This is a genomic window from Streptomyces sp. NPDC093149, assembly GCF_044754145.1.
Taxonomy (GTDB): Bacteria; Actinomycetota; Actinomycetes; order Streptomycetales; family Streptomycetaceae; genus Streptomyces.
Genome location: NZ_JBIVON010000001.1, coordinates 419,110 through 438,421, shown reverse-complemented (window position 1 = coordinate 438,421; position 19,312 = coordinate 419,110). Strand labels below are relative to the sequence as shown.

Below are 19,312 nucleotides of genomic sequence, written 5' to 3'. Positions count from 1 at the left end.
CGCCAGCATCGGTTGCCATGGAAGAAGGCACTTCGAAGTCACCGAGTCACCTCAAGGGCACCGGGAGCGCGGGCGAGTTGATCGGCGATCCCGATCCGTTCCAGTGGGACACCCGCGAGGGCTGCGAGGTGCGGCAGATCCTCGACCGCGTCGCCGACAAGTGGTCGCTGCTCGTCATCGCCCTGCTGGACCGGCGCAGGCTCCGCTTCACCCAGCTGCGCCGCGAGATCGACGGCATCAGCCAGCGGATGCTGACGGTCACCCTGCGCCAGCTGGAGCGCGACGGGCTGGTCGAGCGGACGGTCCACGCGGTGGTGCCGCCGCGCGTGGAGTACGAGCTGACGCCGCTCGGCGGCACGCTGCACGCCACGATCCGGGCGCTCGTCACCTGGACCGAGGAGCACCGGAACGAGATCGCGAGGGCGCGTGCCGCGTACGACGCCCGCGAGGCCACGGACACACAATTTTAGTTACCGAGTTGCTTTTATGACTCGGTTGCGTTTTCCTGGATCTCCGCGCAACCGCGACCGAGGAGCCTCCATGCCCGCACCCACCCCAACGCCCACCACCCAGGTACTGATCGTCGGCTCGGGCCCGACCGGCCTGACCCTGGCCTGCGAGCTGGCCCGGCGCTCGATCGACGTACGGATCATCGACAAGTCCCCGGACTTTCCGCGCAGTTCGCGGGCCAAGGGCCCCAACCCCCGCTCCCTGGAGGTCCTGGAGGACCTCGGCATCGTGGACCGGGTGCTGGCGGCGGGCTCCAGGCCGCCGCTCATGCGCAAGTACCGCAACGGGCTGCCGATCGCCGACACCGACCCGTTCGAGGCGTCCGCCCCGACACCCGACGCCCCGTACGACCGGCCGTGGATGATCGCCCAGTGGCAGCTGGAGGAGATCCTGCGGGATCGCCTGGCGGAGTACGGAGTACGCGTCGAACTCGGTTCCGAGGTGGTCGGGTTGACGGCCGGCCCCGAATCGGTGACGGTCGCGCTCACCGACGGCCGGAGCATCGGGGCGCGGTACGTGGTGGGCTGCGACGGCGCTCACAGCCCGGTACGCAAGCTGCTCGGCGTCACGTTCGAGGGGGCGACGACCGAGGAGCAGTCGATGGTCTGCGGGGACGTGGAGGCGGACGGCCTCGACCGCGGCTACTGGCACCAGTGGTTCGACGAGGACGGCGCCGTGCTGCTGTGCCCGATCCCGGGTACGGGGGCGGGCTGGTGGTTCCAGGCGGGTCCGGAGCGGGACGGCTCCGGAGCACCCGTCCCGCCCTCGCTGGAGAGCTTCCAGCGGCTCTTCGCCAAGCACACCGGGCTGCCGGGCGCCCGCCTGTCGCGGGCCGACCTGCTGTCCACGTACCGGGTCAACGAGCGCCTGGCCGACCGCTACCGGGTGGGCCGCGTGCTGCTGGCCGGGGACGCCGCGCACGTGCACTCCGTCGCGGGCGGGCTGGGCATGAACACCGGGATCCAGGACGCGTACAACCTGGGCTGGAAGCTGGCCCGGGTCGTGGCCGGCCGGGCGGATCCCGGGCTGCTGGACACGTACGAGGAGGAGCGGCTGCCCGTGGCCTCCTGGACGCTCGGCATCACCTCCGAGCGGCTGCGGGTCACGCTCGACGCGATTCTGCGGCCCGGCGGCGGGCTGGACTCGGCGGTCAGCGGCGAGACCATGGGGCTGGGCCTCGGCTACCGCTGGAGCTCGCTCTCCCCCACGGGCTCCACCACCCGCCTGCGAGCGGGCGACCGCGCCCCGGACGCCCCGTGTCTCGACGCCGGAACGGGCGCACCCACCCGTCTCTTCGCGGCGTTCGCCGGCCCGCACTTCACCCTGCTGGGCTTCGGTCCGGGCACGGCGGAGGCGCTACGGGCGACGGAAGCGGCGTACGGCGACGAGGTGCGGGCGTACGCGGTGGGCGGCGGCCCCACCGGGGCGGACGGGGACGGCCCCGCCCGGCTGACCGACGAGGCGGGCCACGCCCGGACGGCGTACGGCATCGAGCCCGGCAGCGACACGCTCGTCCTGGTCCGCCCGGACAATCACGTGGGCCTGATCGCGCCGGCGACGGACCACCGGGCCGTCGGGGCCTATCTGGACCGCCTGGACCATGTGGACCACGTGAGCGATACGGCATTCAGGCGGCTCTGAGCGCGTCGCGCCGGACACGCCTCGAAATCATCACACTTTTATATTTTCCTGACATCTTATGAACCGACTCATGCTGATGTCAGGGAGCTCCCGCATGCTCCTGCGCACCGCCGTCGCGGCCCTGTCCACGCTGTCGTTCCTCGTCTTCGGAACCTCGCCCACCGCCCACGGGGACACCGGCACGGGCCGGGTCCTCCCGTCCGGCCCCGATTCCCCGCAGCGCGCCCGTGCCATCGAGGCGTACGCCCGGCAGCACACCCCCGGCCCCTGGGTCACCGCGTCGTGACCGCTCCCATGCGGGCGGCGGGATCGCGGCCCTCAGAGCCTGTCGGGTGACCCGGCAGGCTCTGAGTCGTTCGGGGCGTGCCGGGCGCGGTGGGCCCGGACCTTGTGGAGGTTTCCGCAATGCTCCATCGCGCACCAGCGCCGTCGACCCGGGCGTGAGGTGTCGACGAAGAGCAACTTGCAGTTGTCGGAGCCGCATTCGCGGAAGCGGTCGGCATAGGGGCCGGTGAACAGCTCCACCGCGTCACGGGCGACGGTCGACAGAAGGGCCGTTCCGGTGGCGGCCGGGGCCCAGGCGAGGCCGCCGGAGCCGACGTCGATGCGAGGAACGAGCGGGGGCTCGGCCGCCACGGCGTTCACCGTGGCGAGGTCGGCCGCCGGGAGCGGGCGGCCGTGCGCGCGGGCGGCGGTCAGATCCCAGAGGGCGCCGCGCAGCTCGTGCGCGCGGCGCAGCTCCGCCGCACTCACCGAGAGGGACAGGCCGTCCGGCAGCCGGCTCTCGCCCGCCCATCGCACCAGGTCGGCGGGGGTGTGCAGCACCTCGTACGCCGCGTATCGCGCATACCCGCCGGTGGGCAGCAACTCCAGGCACAGAGCGCCGGGATCGAAGCGATACGGGCGGCCTTCCCGGGTACGGAGGATCAGTCCCGGTGTGCCCATTGCCGACTCGGTCATGTAACCACTATAAACGGTTTCCATGACTCTGCACTGGAAGATCGTCATCGACGCGTCCGACCCGCATGCCCAGGCCGCCTTCTGGGCCGAGGCCCTCGACTACCTGGTCGAGGACAACAGCACACTGATCGAGCGAGTACTCGACCTCGGGGCAGCGCCGGAAGAGGCAACCGTCCTGGTCGACGGCCGCCGGGCCTGGCGCGACCTCGTGGCGGTGCGGCACCCGGACGATCCGTACGAGGAGGAGAGCGGAACGGGCCTCGGGCGGCGGCTGCTGTTCCAGCGCGTACCGGAGGCCAAGACCGTGAAGAACCGCCTCCACCTGGATGTGCACGCGGGCCCGGGGCGGCGCGAAGCCGAGGTGAAACGGCTGGAGGCGCTGGGCGCGACGGTGCTCCACGAGGTCGAGCAGCCCGGGGGCACGTGGACGGTTCTCGCCGATCCCGAGGGCAACGAGTTCTGCGTGCAATAGCGTCGCACGACGCCGGCGCCATGGAATTCCCGTCGCGTCCGGGTGCGTCGGCCGCCGCGGTGAGCCCCGGCCGGGCCGCGCGTGCACGGAAGCGTGCGTCGGCCTCCGCCTTCACCCGCGCAAAAACCCCGGCAGGAGGCTGCCGCGACGTCGCCCCGGGGCCGGCGGGGCATCCCGGTTCCGGCCAACTACGCTGCCCCACAAGCTGGTTGCCCGCCCTCCGAGACGGCTCCGCCTGCGGCGGACGCGTCGGCCACCCCGTACGATCAAGGGAAGGCGGGACGCCCCGTCCCTGCCGCGCCCGAACGCATCCCACTCCCACCGGGGGAAAGTCAGTGATCACCGTCAGCCTGACAACGGCCCCCCGGGCCTGATCCGTGCCCGTGCGACCCGCGTACGCCCTCGTCGCCACCGATCTGGACGGCACCCTGCTGCGCCGCGACGACACGGTGAGCCCCCGCACCCGTACCGCGCTCGCCCTGGCCGCCCGAGCCGGGGCGCGGCACCTCGTGGTCACCGGGCGGCCCGTACCCGGCGTGCGAGGACTGCTCGCCGGGCTGGGCTACCGGGGGCCCGTCGTCTGCGGGCAGGGCACCCAGCTGTACGACGCCGGGACCGGGCGCCTGGTGCACGCGATCACCCTCGACCGGGAGGCGGCCGACAGCGCGCTCGGCAAGATCGAGGCCCAGGTGGGGCCCGTCTTCGCGGCCGTGGACCAGGACGGCGTCGAGGGCCGGACGCTGATCGAGCCGGGATATCTGATGCCCCATCCCACGCTCCCCGCCCAGCGGACGCGTCATCGGCACGAGTTGTGGTCCGCCCCCGTCGTCAAGGTGCTCGTCCGGCACTCCGAACTGGACGACGACGCGCTGGCCGAGGCGGCCCGTACGGCGGTCGGCGATCTCGCCTCCGTCACGCTCTCCGGCCCCGGCACCGTCGAACTGCAGCCGTTCGGCGTCGACAAGGGCAGCGGGCTCGCCCTGGCCGCCGACTTCCTGGGCGTGGACGCGCGCGACGCGATCGCCTTCGGGGACATGCCCAACGATCTGCCGATGTTCCGCGCGGCCGGGTACGGCGTCGCGATGGCCGACGCCCATCCGGACCTCCGGGCCGCGGCGGACGAGGTGACGTCGTCGAACGAGGCCGACGGGGTCGCCGAGGTGCTGGAGCGGGTCTTCCGCTGAGCGGCAGGCCTCGCTCGCCGGGCAACACGCCTCGCCGGACCGGAACCCGCCCGGGTCGGACCCCGTGCCCTCCGGGAGCCCGGCGCTCGGCCGGGCGTCAAAGAGACATCAGGCAGTAGAGCCGGTGCGGTTCGCGCCGGGCTCCGGCCTCCGCGGCCAGGGCCGCCAGTTCCTTGAGGAAGTCGGCCAGCGAGCCCGGCTCGCAGTCGTCGTGGAACTCCTCGATGCGTGACCAGGGTCCGGCCACGGTCTCCAGCTGTCCGGGCCGCGCGGACGCGAGGGCGTCGCGCAGCTCGTCCGTGAGGGTGACCAGCCATCCGGAGTCGTCCTCGGGAGAGCTGAGCAGCCGGTTGAAACGCGGGAGCGCGACGACATCCGTGTACGGCAGGCCGGTGAGCAGGCTCTCGGCCTGCCCCAGTTGCACATACGGGTCGATCCCCTGGAGCGGGAGCAACGGCAGCCCGGCCGCTTCGACACCCGGACCGAAGACCGTCAGGGCCGTGGTGTCGTCAGGTGCGCTGAAGTAGTCGTACAGGCTTCCCATGCCCGCATGCTCGCACGCCCGTCCGACAGTGTGCTGCCGTCCGGCCGGATCTCATGGCTCCGGCGTCGCCCCCAGCGCCCGCAGCACGTGATCGACCAGTGCCCTGATCGTCTCCTCGTCCTGCATCGGCTTGCGCAGCACATGGCGGTAGTACACCGGGCCGTACAGCATCTCCACCGCCAGCGGGAGGTCCGCGTCCGGCGGAATCCGGCCTTGCTCCTGGGCCCGTCGCAGACGGTCGACCGCCTCCTCGAAGCGGGGGTCGATCAGCTTCGTCCGAACAGTTTCCGCCAGTGCGTCGTCGTGGTGGACCTCGGAGAGGATCCCGGCGTACGCGGGGCCGTAGGGCGGCGTGGAGAGCAGCTTCACCGCACCCATCACATTGGCCCGCAGGTCGGCGGCGATGTCGCCGGTGTCGACGAACGGCGTCGTGCCGACCAACGCGTCGGTGAACGCCTCCAGCATCACCGCGCTCTTCGAAGGCCACCAGCGGTAGATCGTCTTCTTGCTGACACCCGCCCTGGCGGCGATGGCCTCGATGGTGACGCGGCCGTACCCCTTCTCGGTGCACAGCGCGAGGGCGGCCTCCAGGGTCGCCTTTCGTGATCTCTCGCTGCGACGCAGTGAACTCGGCGATGTGATCATTCGGTGAGCATAGGCGTGTTTGAGCCAATCCTTGTTGACAGTCCGTCGCCAGAAGTCGAACAATGCTGAAGCGGAAACGGAACGTGCCGTGTCGCATCGTTCCCGCTGTTCGCACCGTTCGTGCCGTTCGTGCCGCGACGAGCCGATCGGGGGACGGCTCGCCCGGCCGACGGTGCGAGGGCGATGCCGTCGGGTGTCAGGCGGTGATGTCCTTCGCCGTGAAGCGGGCCCAGGCCGCCGAGCCGAACACCACCGCGTACAAGCCCTGAAGTCCCAGGTTCTTGACCACCTCGTCCCAGCGGACGGGCTCGCGCAGCAGGTCCGCGTACGACATCCAGTAGTGCGGGAAGAGATACGGGTGGATGCCGTTCAACTGCGGGATCGTGTCCACGATCTGCACGGTGATCAGCATTCCGACGGTGGCGGCCATCGCCGCGATTCCGCTGCCGGTGAGGGTCGAGATGAACAGCCCGATCGCCGCGAATCCGATCAGTGACGCCGCGACCACCACCGCGATCAAACCGGCCCGCAGCAGCCCTTCACCGAAGCCGATCCGGGTCCCGGAGATGGTGGTGACCTCGCCGACGGGGAAGAGCAGCGACCCCACGGCGAGCGCCGAGAGGGCCACGACCAGGGTCGCGGCCAGGCAGAACGCGAGGACGGAGGCGTACTTCGTCAGCAGCAGCCGGGTCCGGCCGGCCGGGGCGACCAGCAGATAGCGCAGGGTTCCGGCGTTGGCCTCACCGGCGATCGAGTCGCCCGCCACGACCCCGACGGCCATCGGGAGGAAGACCGGGAGCGTCACCGCGAGGGCCGCGAAGACCAGGAAGAGGCCGTTGTTGGTGACCTGGGAGAGGAACGCGGGGCCGCCCCCGCCACCGCCCGGTCCGGGTGAGGAGCCGTGGCCGGTCTCGACCTTCACCGCGATCCCTATGAGCACGGGAACGGCGGCCAGCACCCCGAGCAGCGCGAGGGTGCGCCAGCGGCGGAATGTGGTGGCCAGTTCGGAGCGAAGGATTCCGAAGGTCCACAGCGGGTTGCGCGTCCTGTCCGCCGCCACGGGTACGACTTCAGCCTGCGACATCGAATCCCTCTCCGGTGAGTGCGACGAAGGCATCCTCCAACGAGGCCCGTTCGATGCCGAAGGACCTCAGACGAACGTCGGCGTGCACCAGCGCCGAGCTGAGGTCCGCGAGCTCGACATCGCCCGGCGGGGCCTCGGCACTCACCCGGTCACCGTCGACCGTGACGCCGGTGAGGCCCCGTTCCTTGAGGACGCGGGCGGCATCGCCCGGGTCCGGGGTGGTGACGGCCAGCCGGCCGCGGGCGCCCGCCGCCAGATCCGCGACCGGCCCCTGGACGACCAGCCGGCCCCTGGCCATCACCGCGACATGGGTGCAGACCTGCTCGATCTCGTCGAGGAGGTGGGAGGAGAGGAAGACGGTGGTGCCCTCCGCCGCCAGTTCCCTCACCAGCGTGCGGATCTCGCGCATGCCCTGCGGGTCCAGGCCGTTGGTGGGCTCGTCCAGGACGAGCAGGCGGCGCGGCTGGAGCAGGGCCGCGGCGAGACCGAGACGCTGCTTCATGCCGAGCGAGTACGCCTTGGCCTTCTTGCCGGCCGCGGCGGCCAGCCCGACCCGGTCCAGGGCCTGGGCGACCCGGACCCGGCGGGTGCGCGGATCGGCCGTCGGGTCGGCCGAGTCGTAACGCAGCAGATTGTCCCGGCCGCTCAGGAAGCCGTACAGCGCGGGCCCCTCGATCAACGCCCCCACCTGCGGAAGTACGGTGCGGGCCGCGTCCGGCATGGACTGACCGAGTACCTGCGCGGTGCCGGACGTGGGGTCGATCAGGCCCATCAGCATCCGGATCGTGGTGGTCTTCCCGGAGCCGTTGGGCCCGAGGAACCCGAAGACGCTGCCGCCGGGAACGTCGAGGTCGAGGCCGTCCACGGCGAGCTGGCCGCCGCGGTACCGCTTGGTCAGGCCCCGCGTCTCCACAACGGCCCCGGCGGACTCGGTCACCGCCTCCGGCCCGATCGCGGTCCCAGGCTCTGTCATGCGTACTCCCCAAGGGTCGGGTAGGGCCGGATCCGGCGGATCGGGGCCGGACAGCACGGCTCGGCGCGGGCCGCCCCGCCGTACGGAGAGTACGGCGGGGCGGGTGAGCAGCGGCGCGCAACGCGGTGCGCCCCTGTGTCAGGCGGCGTCGTTCGCCGCCTTGACCAGCGCGTCCGGCGTGACCGCGCCGACATACACCTTGCCGTCGTCCGTCATCAGGGCGTTGACCAGGCGGGTCTTGAAGACCGTGCCGGAGCCGAACTTGCCGCTGACCTTGTCGCCCAGCGCGTCGAGGAACTGCTGCGCCTCGGCCGGTACGTCGCCCGACGCCTTCGAGGGGAGAGGGGAGCCGCCCGGGGTCCTGATCTCGGCGATCGCGTTCCAGCCCTCGCCGATGACCTTCGTGTCCTTGCCGCCCTCGGCCCCGGCACCCGGTCCGCCGGCACCCAGCCCCTCCGCGCCCGGGAACAGCCCCGGACCCTTGTCCCCGTCGGTCTTCCGCTGCGCCTTCGCGTCGTCGGCCTCGGTCACCTTGGTGCCCTTGGGCGGGGTGAACGTGAACGAGGAGGCGGCGGGCTTCCCGAAGTCGACCTTGGTGAACCCGGCGTCGACGACGGCCTTGCCGCCGCTGCTCGCAAGCAGTGTGAACTTCAGCGGCACACCGTTCTTCGCGTCGACCGCGACCGTGAACGAGCCGATCGTGGAGCCGCTCTGCCGGGGCTTGATGACCAGCTTGTACGCGTCACGTCCGGCGATCCGCGCCGTGCCGTCGACCGTCACCGACGTGGTGGGGCCCGCGGCCTTCAGGACCTGCTCGGCGAGTGCCTTCGGCGTGGTCGGCATGGACTCGGGGGCCGGGGCCGGGTGCCCGGCCTTCTTCCCGCTCCCGTCCTCCGTGGCGTGGTACGCCTCGTTGGAGCTGCTGTCGTACGCCCAGACCTGATCGCCGTTGCGGATCAGGCTGTACTCCGCCGCGCTGTCCAGGATCGACACCCGCTGCTTGTCGGGACCGTCGGCGGCCACCCGCAGGGTGTGCGTGCCGGACGCCAGCTCCGTCATCTTCTTCTGCGGGTCGGCGCCGGAATCACCCTTGCCGCTGCCGCCGCCCTGGGCGAAGGAGCCGGCCAGACCGCCGAGCGACGGAATGCCGAGGTCCGTGCTGATCTTCACCGTGCCGGAGAACTGCTGGGCGTCCGAAGCGGCGATCTTCTCGATGAGCTGCTGTGCGGTGATCTTCGGCAGATCGGGGTCACCGGTGCTCGCGAGCGCCGGGACGAGCCCGATCGTCGCGGCCGCCACCCCCGCCACCGCGACCGGGACGATGTAGCGCGCCGCCTTCCGGCGGCCGACGGCGGTGCCCCTGGTCCCGCCGTTCGTCTCAACGCTGTCGTTCGGTGCCATGTGTGCCCTACCTCCGTGGTCGGCGGCTTCCGTCCGGATGCACTCGTCCACTCCGCGCCGCCATTCTCACCCGATTTGCTCAGGAGTGGTTGTTCTCCATCTGACCAAACCGGCGATGCGAAAGCGTCACTCCCGGGGAGCAACTGCGCCTACCTCTTCGGTATGACACCCCCGGGGCGGGCCCGCCCCGTCCCGTAGGGGTACCGCACCCGGGCTCTCAGCCCGCGCGGTGCACCACCGCGTCGCACAGCTCCTCCAGCGCGGCCTTCGCGTAACAGTCGGGCAGCGGGGCCAGCGTCCTGCGTGCCTCCTGCGCGTACCGGACGGCGTCCCGCCGGGCCTCGTCCAGCGCCGGGTGGGCGCGCAGCCTGCGCAGCGCCTCGGCGTGCCGCGCGTCGTCGCTCAGGTCGCCGTCGAGCAGCTCGACGAGTTCCAGGTCGTCCGGCTTCCCGTCGGCCGCGGCGCGGGCCCGCAGATGGAGCACGGGGAGTGTCGGGATGCCTTCGCGCAGGTCGGTGCCGGGGGTCTTGCCGGACTCGTGGGAGTCGGAGGTGATGTCGAGCACGTCGTCGGCGAGCTGGAAGGCGACGCCGAGCCGCTCCCCGTACTGGGTGAGGATGTCGACGGCCGACTCGTCCGCACCGGCCGTCATCGCGCCGAACCGGCAGGCCACGGCGACCAGCGAGCCGGTCTTGCCGCGCAGTACTTCGAGGTAGTGCTCGACCGGGTCGCGCCCGTCGCCCGGACCCGCGGTCTCCAGGATCTGGCCGGTGACCAGCCGCTCGAACGCCTCCGCCTGGATGCGTACGGCCTCCGGACCGAGGTCGGCCAGTATGTGGGAGGCGCGGGCGAAGAGGAAGTCGCCGGTCAGGACGGCCACCGAGTTGCCCCAGCGGGTGTTGGCGCTGTCGACGCCACGGCGTACGTCCGCCTCGTCCATCACGTCGTCGTGGTAGAGCGTGGCGAGGTGGGTCAGTTCCACGACGACGGCCGCGGGCACGACACCCGGCGCGTCGGGGTCGCCGAACTGGGCCGCCAGCATGCCCAGCAGCGGCCGGAAACGCTTGCCCCCGGCGCGTACGAGATGCTGCGCGGCCTCCGTGATGAAGGGCACGCCGCTCTTGGTGGCCTCGAGCAGCCCCGACTCGACAGCAGCCAAACCGGCCTGGACATCGGCCTCGAGAGCGTGGTCCCGCACGCTCAGTCCGAACGGCCCGACGACGGTCACGAGGGGATCTCCTGTCTACTGACGATCACACGGAATGTCGATGTGTCGCTGTCATCACTCAAGTCAGCGTATCCGGTCCCCTTTGGATCACCGTGGGCGCCTTCCCGCCACCGCCGGTATGTTCGGGATCAGCTCATACGATCTGGAGTTCTCCCTTTGTCCCCCACGGCCACCGACACCGAACCGACTCAGCCGCCACCCGGCGACGATCATGCCTTTTTCGGCCAGCCACGGGGCCTGATGACCCTGTCCGGCCTGGAGGTCTGGGAACGGTTCTCGTTCCTCGGCATGCAGGCGATCCTGGTCCTCTACTTCGCCGACACCGTCGCCCGCGGCGGCATGGGGATGGAACCGGGCACCGCGGCCTCCGTCTCGGCCGCCTACGGCACCCTCGTCTACCTGGTCTCCGTGGCCGGCGGCTGGCTGGCCGACCGGATCCTCGGCTCGTACCGCGCCGTCCTGTACGGCGGAATTCTCATTGCCTGCGGGCATTACGCCATGGCGGTGCCCAGCGACGCCATGACATGGACCGGCCTCGGTCTGATCAGCGCCGGCACCGGTCTGCTCAAGCCCAATGTGGCGACCATGGTCGGCAAGCTCTACCGCACCGCCGACGAGCGTCGTGACGCCGGCTTCGCGCTCTATTACATGGGCATCAACATCGGCGCGTTCCTCGGCCCGCTCGTCACCGGCTGGCTCGGGGACCACGCGAGCTGGCACTGGGGCTTCTCCGCGGCCGCCGTCGGTATGACCCTCGGCCTGATCCAGTACGTACTGGGCCGGCGTCACCTGGCCGGCCGAAAGCACAGCGCCGAATTCGCGCTGGAACCGGCACCGATGCGCCGTGCCGTACGGCTGATCGTGATCGGCGCCGTCGTGGTCGCCGCCGTCGCCACCGCCCTGGCCCTGACGGGCCTGCTCACCATGGGCCGCTTCGTCGATCTACTCACCCTGGTGTCGGTCATCGCACCGGTCGTGTACTTCGCGGTGATGTTCCGCAGTCCGCGGGTCACCGGAGAGGAACGCGGCAGGCTGCGCCCGTACGTGGTGCTGTTCCTGGCCTCCGTCGTCTTCAACTTCATCCTCTTCCAGGCGTACTCGACGATGATGCTGCTCGCGTCGACCAACGCCCGTACCGAGATCCTCGGCTTCCACTTCCCGGCGAGCTGGTACGCCTCGGCGCTCGGCGCCTTCGAGGTCGCTCTCGCCCCGGTGGTCGCCGCCGCCTGGGCCCGGATGGGCCCGCGTCAGCCGCACGCCTCCAACAAGATCGCGATCGGGGTGATCCTCGGCGGACTGTCCTTCCTGCTGATGGTGCTGCCGACCTCCGGACACACCGGCGACACCTATCGGATGGCCGCCTGGTGGATCGTCGGCTCGTACCTGCTGCTCGGCCTCGGCGACATCCTGCTGGAGACCTCCGGCATGTCCGCGACCACCAAGCTCGCGCCCAAGGCGTTCGCCAGCCAGACGATGGCGCTCTGGTTCCTCTCGCTGGCCCTCGCCAACGGCATCCAGGCCCAAGCCGTGAAGCTGTACGGCGAGGTGTCCAACCCCGCCTACTTCGGTGTCAATGGCGCGATCGCGGTGGTGGCCGGTGTGGCTGTCATCGCCGCCGCCCCCTGGCTCAAACGCACCATGCACCCCGTCCACTGAGGTACCGCCATGCACATCCGCACCACGTTTCCGTATGACACCACCCATGAGGACGTCTACATTCCGCTGCCGGACGGCACCCGGCTGTACGCCCGGATCTGGCGGCCCGTCACCGACGAACCCGTGCCCGCGCTCCTCGAATACCTGCCGTACCGGCTGAGCGACTGGACGGCGCCGCGCGACTGGCAGCGCCATCCCTGGTACGCGGGCCACGGCTACGCCTCCGTCCGGGTGGACGTACGCGGACACGGCAACAGCGAGGGCCTGCCGGGCGACGAGTACGACGCGACGGAACTGGCCGACGGGGTCGCCGTCATCCACTGGCTGGCCCAGCAGGAGTGGTGCTCCGGCCGGGTCGGCATGTTCGGCATCTCCTGGGGCGGCTTCAACTCGCTCCAGATCGCGGCACTGGCCCCCGAACCGCTGAAGGCGATCGTCACCGTCTGCTCGACCGACGACCGCTACGACAACGACGTCCACTACATGGGCGGTTCGGTCCTCGGCGTCGACATGCATGCCTGGGCGGCCACCATGCTGGCCTTCGTCTCCCGGCCGCCGGACCCGGCGCAGGTCGGCGAGGGCTGGAAGGACATGTGGCTGCAGCGGCTGGAGACGGTCGAACCGTTCATCCACACCTGGCTGGCGCACCAGACCCGCGACGACTACTGGAAGCACGGCAGTGTCTGCGAGGACTACTCCGCGATCCAGGCCCACGTCCTCGCGGTGGGCGGCTGGCACGACCCGTACCGCGACACGGTCCTGCGGCTCGTCGAGCACCTCGCCCCGGACAAGGTGCGCGGGCTGATCGGCCCCTGGTCGCACCAGTACCCCGACCGCGGTCTGCCGCCCGGTCCGGCGATCGGCTTCCTCCAGGAGACGCTGCGCTGGTGGGACCAGCACCTGAAAGACGAGGACACCGGCATCATGGCGGAGCCGCTGCTCCGGTCCTGGATCAGCGAGTCGCACCGCCCCGCCACGGCCTACGAGACACTGCCGGGACGCTGGGTCGGCGACACCGTCTGGCCGTCCCCGGACATCACGCCCGTCGTGTACGGCCTCCAGGGCGGTCCGCAGATCGTCGACTCGCCGCAGCAGACCGGTCTGGACGCCGGGCGCTTCTTCCCGTTCGGCAACGACGCCGACCTGCCGCCCGACCAGCGCGACGAGGACGCCAGATCGGTCTCGTTCGAGTTCCCGGTCGAGGACGCCCCGATCGAGATCCTGGGCCGCGCCCGGGTGAAGCTGCGCATCCGGATGGACGTGGCGCGTGGCCAGGCCATCGCCCGGCTCTGCGACGTCGCGCCGGACGGATCCTCCACCCTGGTCACCCGCGGGGCGCTCAACCTCTCCGCCCGGCACGGCCGCGACCGCGCGGACGACTGGCCGGTGGGCGCGACCGAGGACGTGACCTTCGAGCTCAACGGCATCGGGCACACCTTCCCGCCCGGCCACCGGATCAGGCTCGCGATCTCGTCCTCGTACTGGCCGTGGATCTGGCCGCAGGCGGGCTCGGTGGGCTTCACCCTGGACGCCGACGGCAGCTCCCTCGAACTGCCGGTGCGCCGGCACACCGAGGACCCGGCGATCCGTTTCGAGGAACCGGAACAGTCGGAGCCGCTCGGCGTCGTCCACCCCGTGACGCTCGACGGACAGCGCCCCGAACGCCTGATCGTCCGCGATGTCGCCAAGGGCGAATGGCGGCTGGAGGTCGACCCCCGCTACGGCGGCACCCGCGTCTATCCGGACGGCCTCGAATTCACCGAGGACGCCCTGGAGACCTACACGATCCAGGAGAACGACCCGCACTCCGCCCGTACTCGCTCCGACTGGACGATCCGGCTGCACCGGCCGGAGATGGCGTGGGACGTACGGATCGAGACCCGGTCCGAGATCAGCGCGGACGACACCGGCTTCATCACGTCCGACGAGGTGGTGTGCAGGGACGGCGGCGAGGTCGTCTTCCACCGGACCTGGGAGAAGCGGATCCCGCGCACGGCCGGATGAGCCACCGCCGTGCCCCCGCACACCGGGGGCACGGCGGAACTTTCCGGGCATCAGGAGCAGTTGGGACACTCCCGCGGGGCGGCGGCACCGACGTAACGTGTCCTCCAAGCGACCTGGAAAGCGAGGCAGCAACACATGCCCGAGCAGAGCAGCCCGCTCGATCTGGCCGAGGGCGACCCCTTCGGTCCGCACAACCTTCCCTACGGTGTGTTCTCCACCCCCGACCACCCCCGGGACCGCCGGGTCGGCGTCCGCATCGGCAACCACGTACTGGACGCCGGAGCCGCGGCGCACGCACTCGGCTCGCCCTACGCGCAGCTCCTCGCCCAGCCGGACCTGACCGCACTGCTGGCCGCGGGCCGCACCGCCTGGCGGGACGTCCGGCGGGCCCTGACCGCATGGGTGACGGTCCCGGCACACCGCGCGGACATCGAACCGCTGCTGCACCCGGTCGAGTCCGTGACACTCCACCTGCCGTACGAGGTCGCGGACTACGTCGACTTCTACGCGAGCGAGCACCACGCCACCAACGTCGGAAAGATCTTCCGGCCGAACGGTGACGCGCTGACGCCCAACTGGAAGCACCTCCCGATCGGCTACCACGGCAGGTCCGGCACCGTCGTCGTCTCCGGTACGGACGTGGTGCGCCCCTCCGGCCAGCGCAAGGCGCCGTCCGACGCGGCCCCGGTCTTCGGCCCGTCCGTCAAGCTCGACATCGAGGCCGAGGTCGGCTTCGTCGTCGGAGTCGGCTCCGAGCAGGGCCGCCCGGTCCCGCTCGGCGACTTCCGCGAGCACGTCTTCGGGCTCTGCCTGCTCAACGACTGGTCGGCGCGGGACATCCAGGCCTGGGAGTACGTCCCGCTCGGCCCGTTCCTCGGCAAGTCCTTCGCCACGTCCGTATCGGCCTGGGTGACACCGCTCGAAGCCCTGGAGGCGGCCCGGATCGCGCCCCCGGCCCGCGACTTCCCGCTGCTCCCCTATCTGGAGGACGCGGGCGAGGAGGAGGCCGGCGGCCTCGACCTGCGGATCTCCGTCGCCATCAACGGACAGCCGGTCGCCGAGCCGCCGTTCGCCACCATGTACTGGACGGCGGCCCAGATGCTGGCCCAGATGACGGTCAACGGGGCGTCGCTGCGCACCGGTGATCTGTACGGCTCGGGCACGGTCAGCGGCGCCGAGCCCGGACAGCGCGGCTCCCTCCTGGAGCTGACCTGGAACGGCCGCGACCCGCTGGACCTCCCGGACGGCAAGCGGACGTTCCTGGAGGACGGCGACACGGTGACGATGACGGCCTGGGCACCGGGCCCGGACGGCACCCGGGTCGGCCTCGGCGAGGTCACGGGACGGATCGTGTCCGCGTCGTGAACCCCGCCCTCCCGGAGCACACGCTCCCCGAGGAACTGCTCCTGCTCGCCCTGGACCCGCGGCGCGGCAAGCCGTACTGCCGAAACCGTTTCCTGGAGTACGGGGTCGCGGGCGCGGTCCTCGCGGAGCTGGAGCTCCACGGCCGGATCGCCGAACACCTCGGCAGGGTACGGGTGATCAGCCCGCAGGCTCCCCAGGACCCGCTCCTCGCGCAGGTCCTGGGGAGCCTGCCGGCCCCGGACGGGGGCGGGCTCGCGGGCGGCGTCGGCGTGAAGGCGTGGATCCGGCGGACCGGCCGATACGTCGAGGAACTGTGCCTGGAGCATCTGGTGGGCCGAGCGGTCCTGCGCAGGGAGACCCACCGGCTCCTCGGCCTGCTCCCCCACCACCGCCACCCGACGGCGGACCCGGCCCTGCCGGCCGCGGTCCGAGAACGCTTCGCGGCCGCCGAGGCGGCCGGCTTCCCGGACCGGCGCAGCCGCACCCTGGCCGCCCTGGTCTCGGCGACCGGCCTGTCGGGCGCCGTGGCACAGGGCGGCTGGAGAAGCCGTTCGGCGATGCACGACCTGGTGCGCGACGAGTGGACCGCGGACGCGGTACGCCGGAACGTACGCCAGGACAAGGCCAACCGGAGCGGCTCGGGCGCGGGAGGCGGCGGAGGCGGGGACGACTGACCGGGGCGGTCGGCCGGACGCAGTGGCGGGACGCGGCGGCGGGGACGGGCACGACCGGCCCGGACGGCGTGGCCGGGGGCAGCGACCGACCGGTGTCCGGCTGACCAGGGCAGACACCGGCCGGGGCACCCGACGGTCAGCGGTGCGCCGGGCGTTCACACGTTCGGGGGAGCCCTATTCCATTCCCGGCGGATACGCTGGAAAGTCCCACCAGACTCTGCGTCATGGGAGCACTGATGAGCATCGAACCCGAGGCCTCCGAGCCGCGGTGGGCGGTTCCACCCGTGGGCGGCTGGACCGCCGATGACCTGGACACACTCCCGAATCTGCCTCCGCACACGGAGCTGATCGACGGGAGCCTTGTTTTCGTGAGTCCGCAGACCCTGTTCCATTCACGGGCGGTCGACTTCTTCAACTGGCAACTGCAGTCGCTGGTGCCACATGATCTGGAGGTCGTGCGTGAGTTCACCATCGACATCGACCGCTACAACCGGCCCGAACCCGATGTGATCGTCGTGGACGGCGAGATCATCCAGGACCCGAACCAGACTCGCTTCCCCGCCGAGTCCGTACGGCTGGCGATCGAGGTCGTCTCCCCGGAGTCCCTGACCCGGGACCGCGAGACCAAGCCCGTGAAGTACGCGCGGGCCAGGATCCCCCACTACTGGCGAGTGGAGAACCACGACGGCAGGGCGGTGGTCTACGTCTTCGAGCTGGAGCCGTCGACCGGGGCCTACACCTCCACCGGCATCTTCCACGACCGGATGAAGGTCTCCGTCCCCTTCACGGTCGATCTCGACCTCACCGCGATCACCCCGCGCCGCCGGGCAGCGGCCCCGGAGTAGCTCCGGCGCCGCCATCCGTCCCCCGCACTCACTCGTACTCGGGCGGTTCCTCGTCCCAGCCCCACTCCGGGTCGGCGTCAGGGGCCGACGTCCCCCGGCCCGGAGCCGCAGACGCCGCCGGGACCGGTGCGGCGGGAGCCGCCTCAGGGCCGGGCTCCGGACCCGCCGCGACATCCCCGAACGACGCGAGCACCTCCAGCACCCCTTCCCCGTACGTCGCCAGTTTCTTCTCGCCCAGGCCGCTGATACCGCCCAGCGCGGACACCGAGTCCGGCCGGACCGTGGCGATCTCGCGCAGCGTCGCGTCGTGGAAGATGACGTACGCCGGGACGCCCTGCTCCTTCGCCTGCGCGCCGCGCCAGGCCCGCAGTGCTTCGAAGACCGGGACCGCCTCGGGCGCCAGCTCGGCGGCGACCGCCTGGGACTTCGCCTTGCGTTCGCCCTTCGTGGAGCGCGACGCGGGCTTCGGTGCCTCCTTGCGCAGCAGCACCTCGCGCTCCCGGCCGAGGACGGAGCCGCTCTCCTGGGTCAGCACCAGCGTGCCGTACTCGCCCTCGACCGCGATCAGCCCCTGGGCGAGCAACTGCCTTACCACTCCGCGCCATTCGGCCTCGGACAGCTCCTCACCGATACCGAAGACCGAGAGCTGGTCATGGTCGAACTGGATGACCTTCGCCGTCTTGCGGCCGAGCAGGATGTCGATGATCTGGCCCGCACCGAACTTCTGCCCCCGCTCCCGCTTCAGCCGGACCACGGTCGACAGCAGCTTCTGCGCGACCACCGTGCCGTCCCAGGACTCGGGCGGGGTGAGGCAGGTGTCGCAGTTGCCGCAGGCCGCCGCGCCGGGCTCCTGGCCGAAGTACGTCAGGAGCTGGCCGCGGCGGCACCGGACCGTCTCGCACAGGGCCAGCATCGAGTCGAGGTGGGAGGCGGCTCGGCGGCGGAACGCCTCGTCGCCCTCGCCGCCCTGGATGAGCTTGCGCTGCTGGACGACGTCCTGGAGTCCGTACGCCATCCAGGCCGTGGACGGCAGCCCGTCACGCCCGGCACGGCCGGTCTCCTGGTAGTAGCCCTCGACCGACTTCGGCAGGTCCAGATGGGCGACGAAGCGTACGTCCGGCTTGTCGATGCCCATGCCGAACGCGATGGTCGCGACGACGACCAGGCCCTCCTCGCGCAGGAAGCGGGACTGGTGGGCGGCGCGCGTGGCCGCGTCCAGGCCGGCGTGGTACGGGACGGCGTCGATGCCGTTGCGACAGAGGTACTCGGCGGTCTTCTCCGTCGAGTTGCGCGACAGGCAGTAGACGATGCCCGCGTCCCCGGAGTGCTCCTCCTTGAGGAAGGAGAGCAGCTGCTTCTTCGGATCGGCCTTCGGCACGATCCGGTACTGGATGTTGGGCCGGTCGAAGCTGGCGACGAAGTGCTTCGCGTCCGGCATGCCCAGACGCTGGGTGATCTCCTGGTGCGTGGCGTTGGTCGCGGTGGCCGTCAGGGCGATGCGCGGTACGTCGGGCCAGCGCTCGCCGAGGACGGACAGCGCCAGGTAGTCGGGCCGGAAGTCGTGGCCCCACTGGGCCACACAGTGCGCCTCGTCGATGGCGAAGACGGAGATCTCGCCGCGGGAGAGCAGGCCGAGGGTGGAGTCCAGGCGGAGCCGCTCAGGGGCCAGGTAGAGCAGGTCGAGCTCGCCGGCGACGAACTGGGCCTCCATCGAGCGGCGCTCGTCGAAGTCCTGCGTGGAGTTGATGAAGCCGGCCCGCACACCGAGCGCACGCAACGCGTCCACCTGGTCCTGCATGAGGGCGATCAGGGGTGAGATGACAATGCCCGTACCGCCTCTGACCAGGGACGGGATCTGGTAGCAGAGGGACTTTCCGCCGCCGGTCGGCATGAGCACGACGGCGTCGCCGCCCGCGATCACATGGTCGACGATCGCTTCCTGCTCGCCACGGAATGCCTCGTACCCGAACACCCGGTGCAGCGTCCGCCGCGCATCGCTCTCGGTCACGTCCATGGTCCCGCCCGTCACGCTCATCGCTCTGTCCCCCGAGATCCCGGGTCCGTCCCGGGTCCGTCCCGTTCCGTCCTGCCACCGTCCCCTGCCACGATAGGCGCCGCCTACGACA

Annotated in this window: 18 protein-coding genes; 10 read left to right on the top strand and 8 right to left on the bottom strand. The window is 71.2% G+C overall.

Going from position 1 to position 19,312, the window contains the following annotated elements; genetic code table 11:
- The first annotated feature begins 17 nt into the window (after positions 1-17).
- The 3 genes from ACIQCZ_RS02140 to ACIQCZ_RS02130 all read left to right on the top strand — a co-directional run bounded on the left by ACIQCZ_RS02140 (position 18) and on the right by ACIQCZ_RS02130 (position 2,437).
- Complete coding sequence (locus ACIQCZ_RS02140) at positions 18-470, top strand: winged helix-turn-helix transcriptional regulator (protein ID WP_402278842.1); 453 nt, start codon at positions 18-20, stop codon at positions 468-470.
- Between the two features lie 70 nt (positions 471-540).
- Positions 541-2,151, top strand: coding sequence for an FAD-dependent monooxygenase (locus ACIQCZ_RS02135; RefSeq protein WP_402278840.1), 1,611 nt, complete (start codon positions 541-543; stop codon positions 2,149-2,151).
- A gap of 94 nt (positions 2,152-2,245) precedes the next feature.
- Complete coding sequence (locus ACIQCZ_RS02130; protein WP_402278838.1) at positions 2,246-2,437, top strand: hypothetical protein; 192 nt, start codon at positions 2,246-2,248, stop codon at positions 2,435-2,437.
- A gap of 32 nt (positions 2,438-2,469) precedes the next feature.
- Here the strand turns inward: ACIQCZ_RS02130 and ACIQCZ_RS02125 are convergent, their stop codons facing one another.
- Positions 2,470-3,111 carry a CGNR zinc finger domain-containing protein gene (locus tag ACIQCZ_RS02125; protein WP_402278836.1) on the bottom strand — a complete coding sequence of 214 codons (642 nt, stop codon included), beginning with the start codon at positions 3,109-3,111 and terminating at the stop codon, positions 2,470-2,472.
- A gap of 22 nt (positions 3,112-3,133) precedes the next feature.
- On the opposite strand from ACIQCZ_RS02125, the gene ACIQCZ_RS02120 reads away from it, so the two are divergent.
- Together ACIQCZ_RS02120 and ACIQCZ_RS02115 are read left to right on the top strand one after the other, a co-directional pair.
- Positions 3,134-3,583: a VOC family protein gene (locus ACIQCZ_RS02120; RefSeq protein WP_402278834.1), complete on the top strand. Its 450-nt coding sequence runs from the start codon at positions 3,134-3,136 to the stop codon at positions 3,581-3,583.
- Between the two features lie 377 nt (positions 3,584-3,960).
- Positions 3,961-4,767, top strand: a complete 807-nt coding sequence (locus ACIQCZ_RS02115; protein ID WP_402278832.1) for an HAD family hydrolase — start codon at positions 3,961-3,963, stop codon at positions 4,765-4,767.
- A gap of 97 nt (positions 4,768-4,864) precedes the next feature.
- Here the strand turns inward: ACIQCZ_RS02115 and ACIQCZ_RS02110 are convergent, their stop codons facing one another.
- The 6 genes from ACIQCZ_RS02110 to ACIQCZ_RS02085 form a co-directional block, all read right to left on the bottom strand.
- A complete protein-coding gene (locus ACIQCZ_RS02110) occupies positions 4,865-5,311 on the bottom strand; it encodes a hypothetical protein (RefSeq protein ID WP_402278830.1) in 447 nt (148 codons plus the stop codon).
- 51 nt (positions 5,312-5,362) lie between these two features.
- Complete coding sequence (locus tag ACIQCZ_RS02105; protein ID WP_402278828.1) at positions 5,363-5,956, bottom strand: TetR/AcrR family transcriptional regulator; 594 nt, start codon at positions 5,954-5,956, stop codon at positions 5,363-5,365.
- Positions 5,957-6,152: 196 nt separating this feature from the next.
- Entirely contained in the window at positions 6,153-7,040 is an 888-nt protein-coding gene (locus tag ACIQCZ_RS02100; protein WP_402278826.1) for an ABC transporter permease, read from the bottom strand.
- A complete protein-coding gene (locus ACIQCZ_RS02095) occupies positions 7,027-8,013 on the bottom strand; it encodes an ABC transporter ATP-binding protein (protein ID WP_351072649.1) in 987 nt (328 codons plus the stop codon). The genes ACIQCZ_RS02100 and ACIQCZ_RS02095 overlap by 14 nt, the downstream gene beginning before the upstream one ends.
- A 138-nt stretch (positions 8,014-8,151) precedes the next feature.
- Positions 8,152-9,414 (bottom strand): outer membrane lipoprotein carrier protein LolA, encoded by a 1,263-nt coding sequence (locus ACIQCZ_RS02090; RefSeq protein WP_402278823.1) that lies wholly within the window; start codon positions 9,412-9,414, stop codon positions 8,152-8,154.
- Positions 9,415-9,631: 217 nt separating this feature from the next.
- A complete protein-coding gene (locus tag ACIQCZ_RS02085) occupies positions 9,632-10,642 on the bottom strand; it encodes a polyprenyl synthetase family protein (RefSeq protein ID WP_402278821.1) in 1,011 nt (336 codons plus the stop codon).
- A 156-nt stretch (positions 10,643-10,798) separates the two neighbouring features.
- Between ACIQCZ_RS02085 and ACIQCZ_RS02080 the strand changes: the two genes are divergently transcribed.
- From ACIQCZ_RS02080 to ACIQCZ_RS02060, 5 genes are all read left to right on the top strand, one after another.
- A complete protein-coding gene (locus ACIQCZ_RS02080) occupies positions 10,799-12,298 on the top strand; it encodes a peptide MFS transporter (RefSeq protein ID WP_402278819.1) in 1,500 nt (499 codons plus the stop codon).
- 9 nt (positions 12,299-12,307) lie between these two features.
- Positions 12,308-14,302: a CocE/NonD family hydrolase gene (locus tag ACIQCZ_RS02075; protein WP_402278817.1), complete on the top strand. Its 1,995-nt coding sequence runs from the start codon at positions 12,308-12,310 to the stop codon at positions 14,300-14,302.
- 135 nt (positions 14,303-14,437) lie between these two features.
- Positions 14,438-15,667: a fumarylacetoacetase gene (gene fahA / locus ACIQCZ_RS02070; RefSeq protein WP_402278815.1), complete on the top strand. Its 1,230-nt coding sequence runs from the start codon at positions 14,438-14,440 to the stop codon at positions 15,665-15,667.
- Positions 15,664-16,341, top strand: a complete 678-nt coding sequence (locus ACIQCZ_RS02065; RefSeq protein WP_402278814.1) for a GPP34 family phosphoprotein — start codon at positions 15,664-15,666, stop codon at positions 16,339-16,341. The genes fahA and ACIQCZ_RS02065 overlap by 4 nt, the downstream gene beginning before the upstream one ends.
- Positions 16,342-16,577: 236 nt before the next feature.
- Positions 16,578-17,186, top strand: a complete 609-nt coding sequence (locus ACIQCZ_RS02060; RefSeq protein WP_402280185.1) for a Uma2 family endonuclease — start codon at positions 16,578-16,580, stop codon at positions 17,184-17,186.
- A 28-nt stretch (positions 17,187-17,214) separates the two neighbouring features.
- Here the strand turns inward: ACIQCZ_RS02060 and recQ are convergent, their stop codons facing one another.
- Entirely contained in the window at positions 17,215-19,221 is a 2,007-nt protein-coding gene (recQ, locus tag ACIQCZ_RS02055) for a DNA helicase RecQ (protein WP_402278812.1), read from the bottom strand.
- Positions 19,222-19,312: the final 91 nt, after the last annotated feature.

Coding starts and splice junctions, on each gene's coding strand:
- ACIQCZ_RS02140 (WP_402278842.1), top strand. CDS start 18: ATGGAAGAAGGCACTTCGAAGTCACCGAGTCACCTCAAGGGCACCGGG.
- ACIQCZ_RS02135 (WP_402278840.1), top strand. CDS start 541: ATGCCCGCACCCACCCCAACGCCCACCACCCAGGTACTGATCGTCGGC.
- ACIQCZ_RS02130 (WP_402278838.1), top strand. CDS start 2,246: ATGCTCCTGCGCACCGCCGTCGCGGCCCTGTCCACGCTGTCGTTCCTC.
- ACIQCZ_RS02125 (WP_402278836.1), bottom strand. CDS start 3,111: ATGACCGAGTCGGCAATGGGCACACCGGGACTGATCCTCCGTACCCGG.
- ACIQCZ_RS02120 (WP_402278834.1), top strand. CDS start 3,134: ATGACTCTGCACTGGAAGATCGTCATCGACGCGTCCGACCCGCATGCC.
- ACIQCZ_RS02110 (WP_402278830.1), bottom strand. CDS start 5,311: ATGGGAAGCCTGTACGACTACTTCAGCGCACCTGACGACACCACGGCC.
- ACIQCZ_RS02105 (WP_402278828.1), bottom strand. CDS start 5,956: ATGATCACATCGCCGAGTTCACTGCGTCGCAGCGAGAGATCACGAAAG.
- ACIQCZ_RS02100 (WP_402278826.1), bottom strand. CDS start 7,040: ATGTCGCAGGCTGAAGTCGTACCCGTGGCGGCGGACAGGACGCGCAAC.
- ACIQCZ_RS02095 (WP_351072649.1), bottom strand. CDS start 8,013: ATGACAGAGCCTGGGACCGCGATCGGGCCGGAGGCGGTGACCGAGTCC.
- ACIQCZ_RS02090 (WP_402278823.1), bottom strand. CDS start 9,414: ATGGCACCGAACGACAGCGTTGAGACGAACGGCGGGACCAGGGGCACC.
- ACIQCZ_RS02075 (WP_402278817.1), top strand. CDS start 12,308: ATGCACATCCGCACCACGTTTCCGTATGACACCACCCATGAGGACGTC.
- fahA (WP_402278815.1), top strand. CDS start 14,438: ATGCCCGAGCAGAGCAGCCCGCTCGATCTGGCCGAGGGCGACCCCTTC.
- ACIQCZ_RS02060 (WP_402280185.1), top strand. CDS start 16,578: ATGAGCATCGAACCCGAGGCCTCCGAGCCGCGGTGGGCGGTTCCACCC.
- recQ (WP_402278812.1), bottom strand. CDS start 19,221: ATGAGCGTGACGGGCGGGACCATGGACGTGACCGAGAGCGATGCGCGG.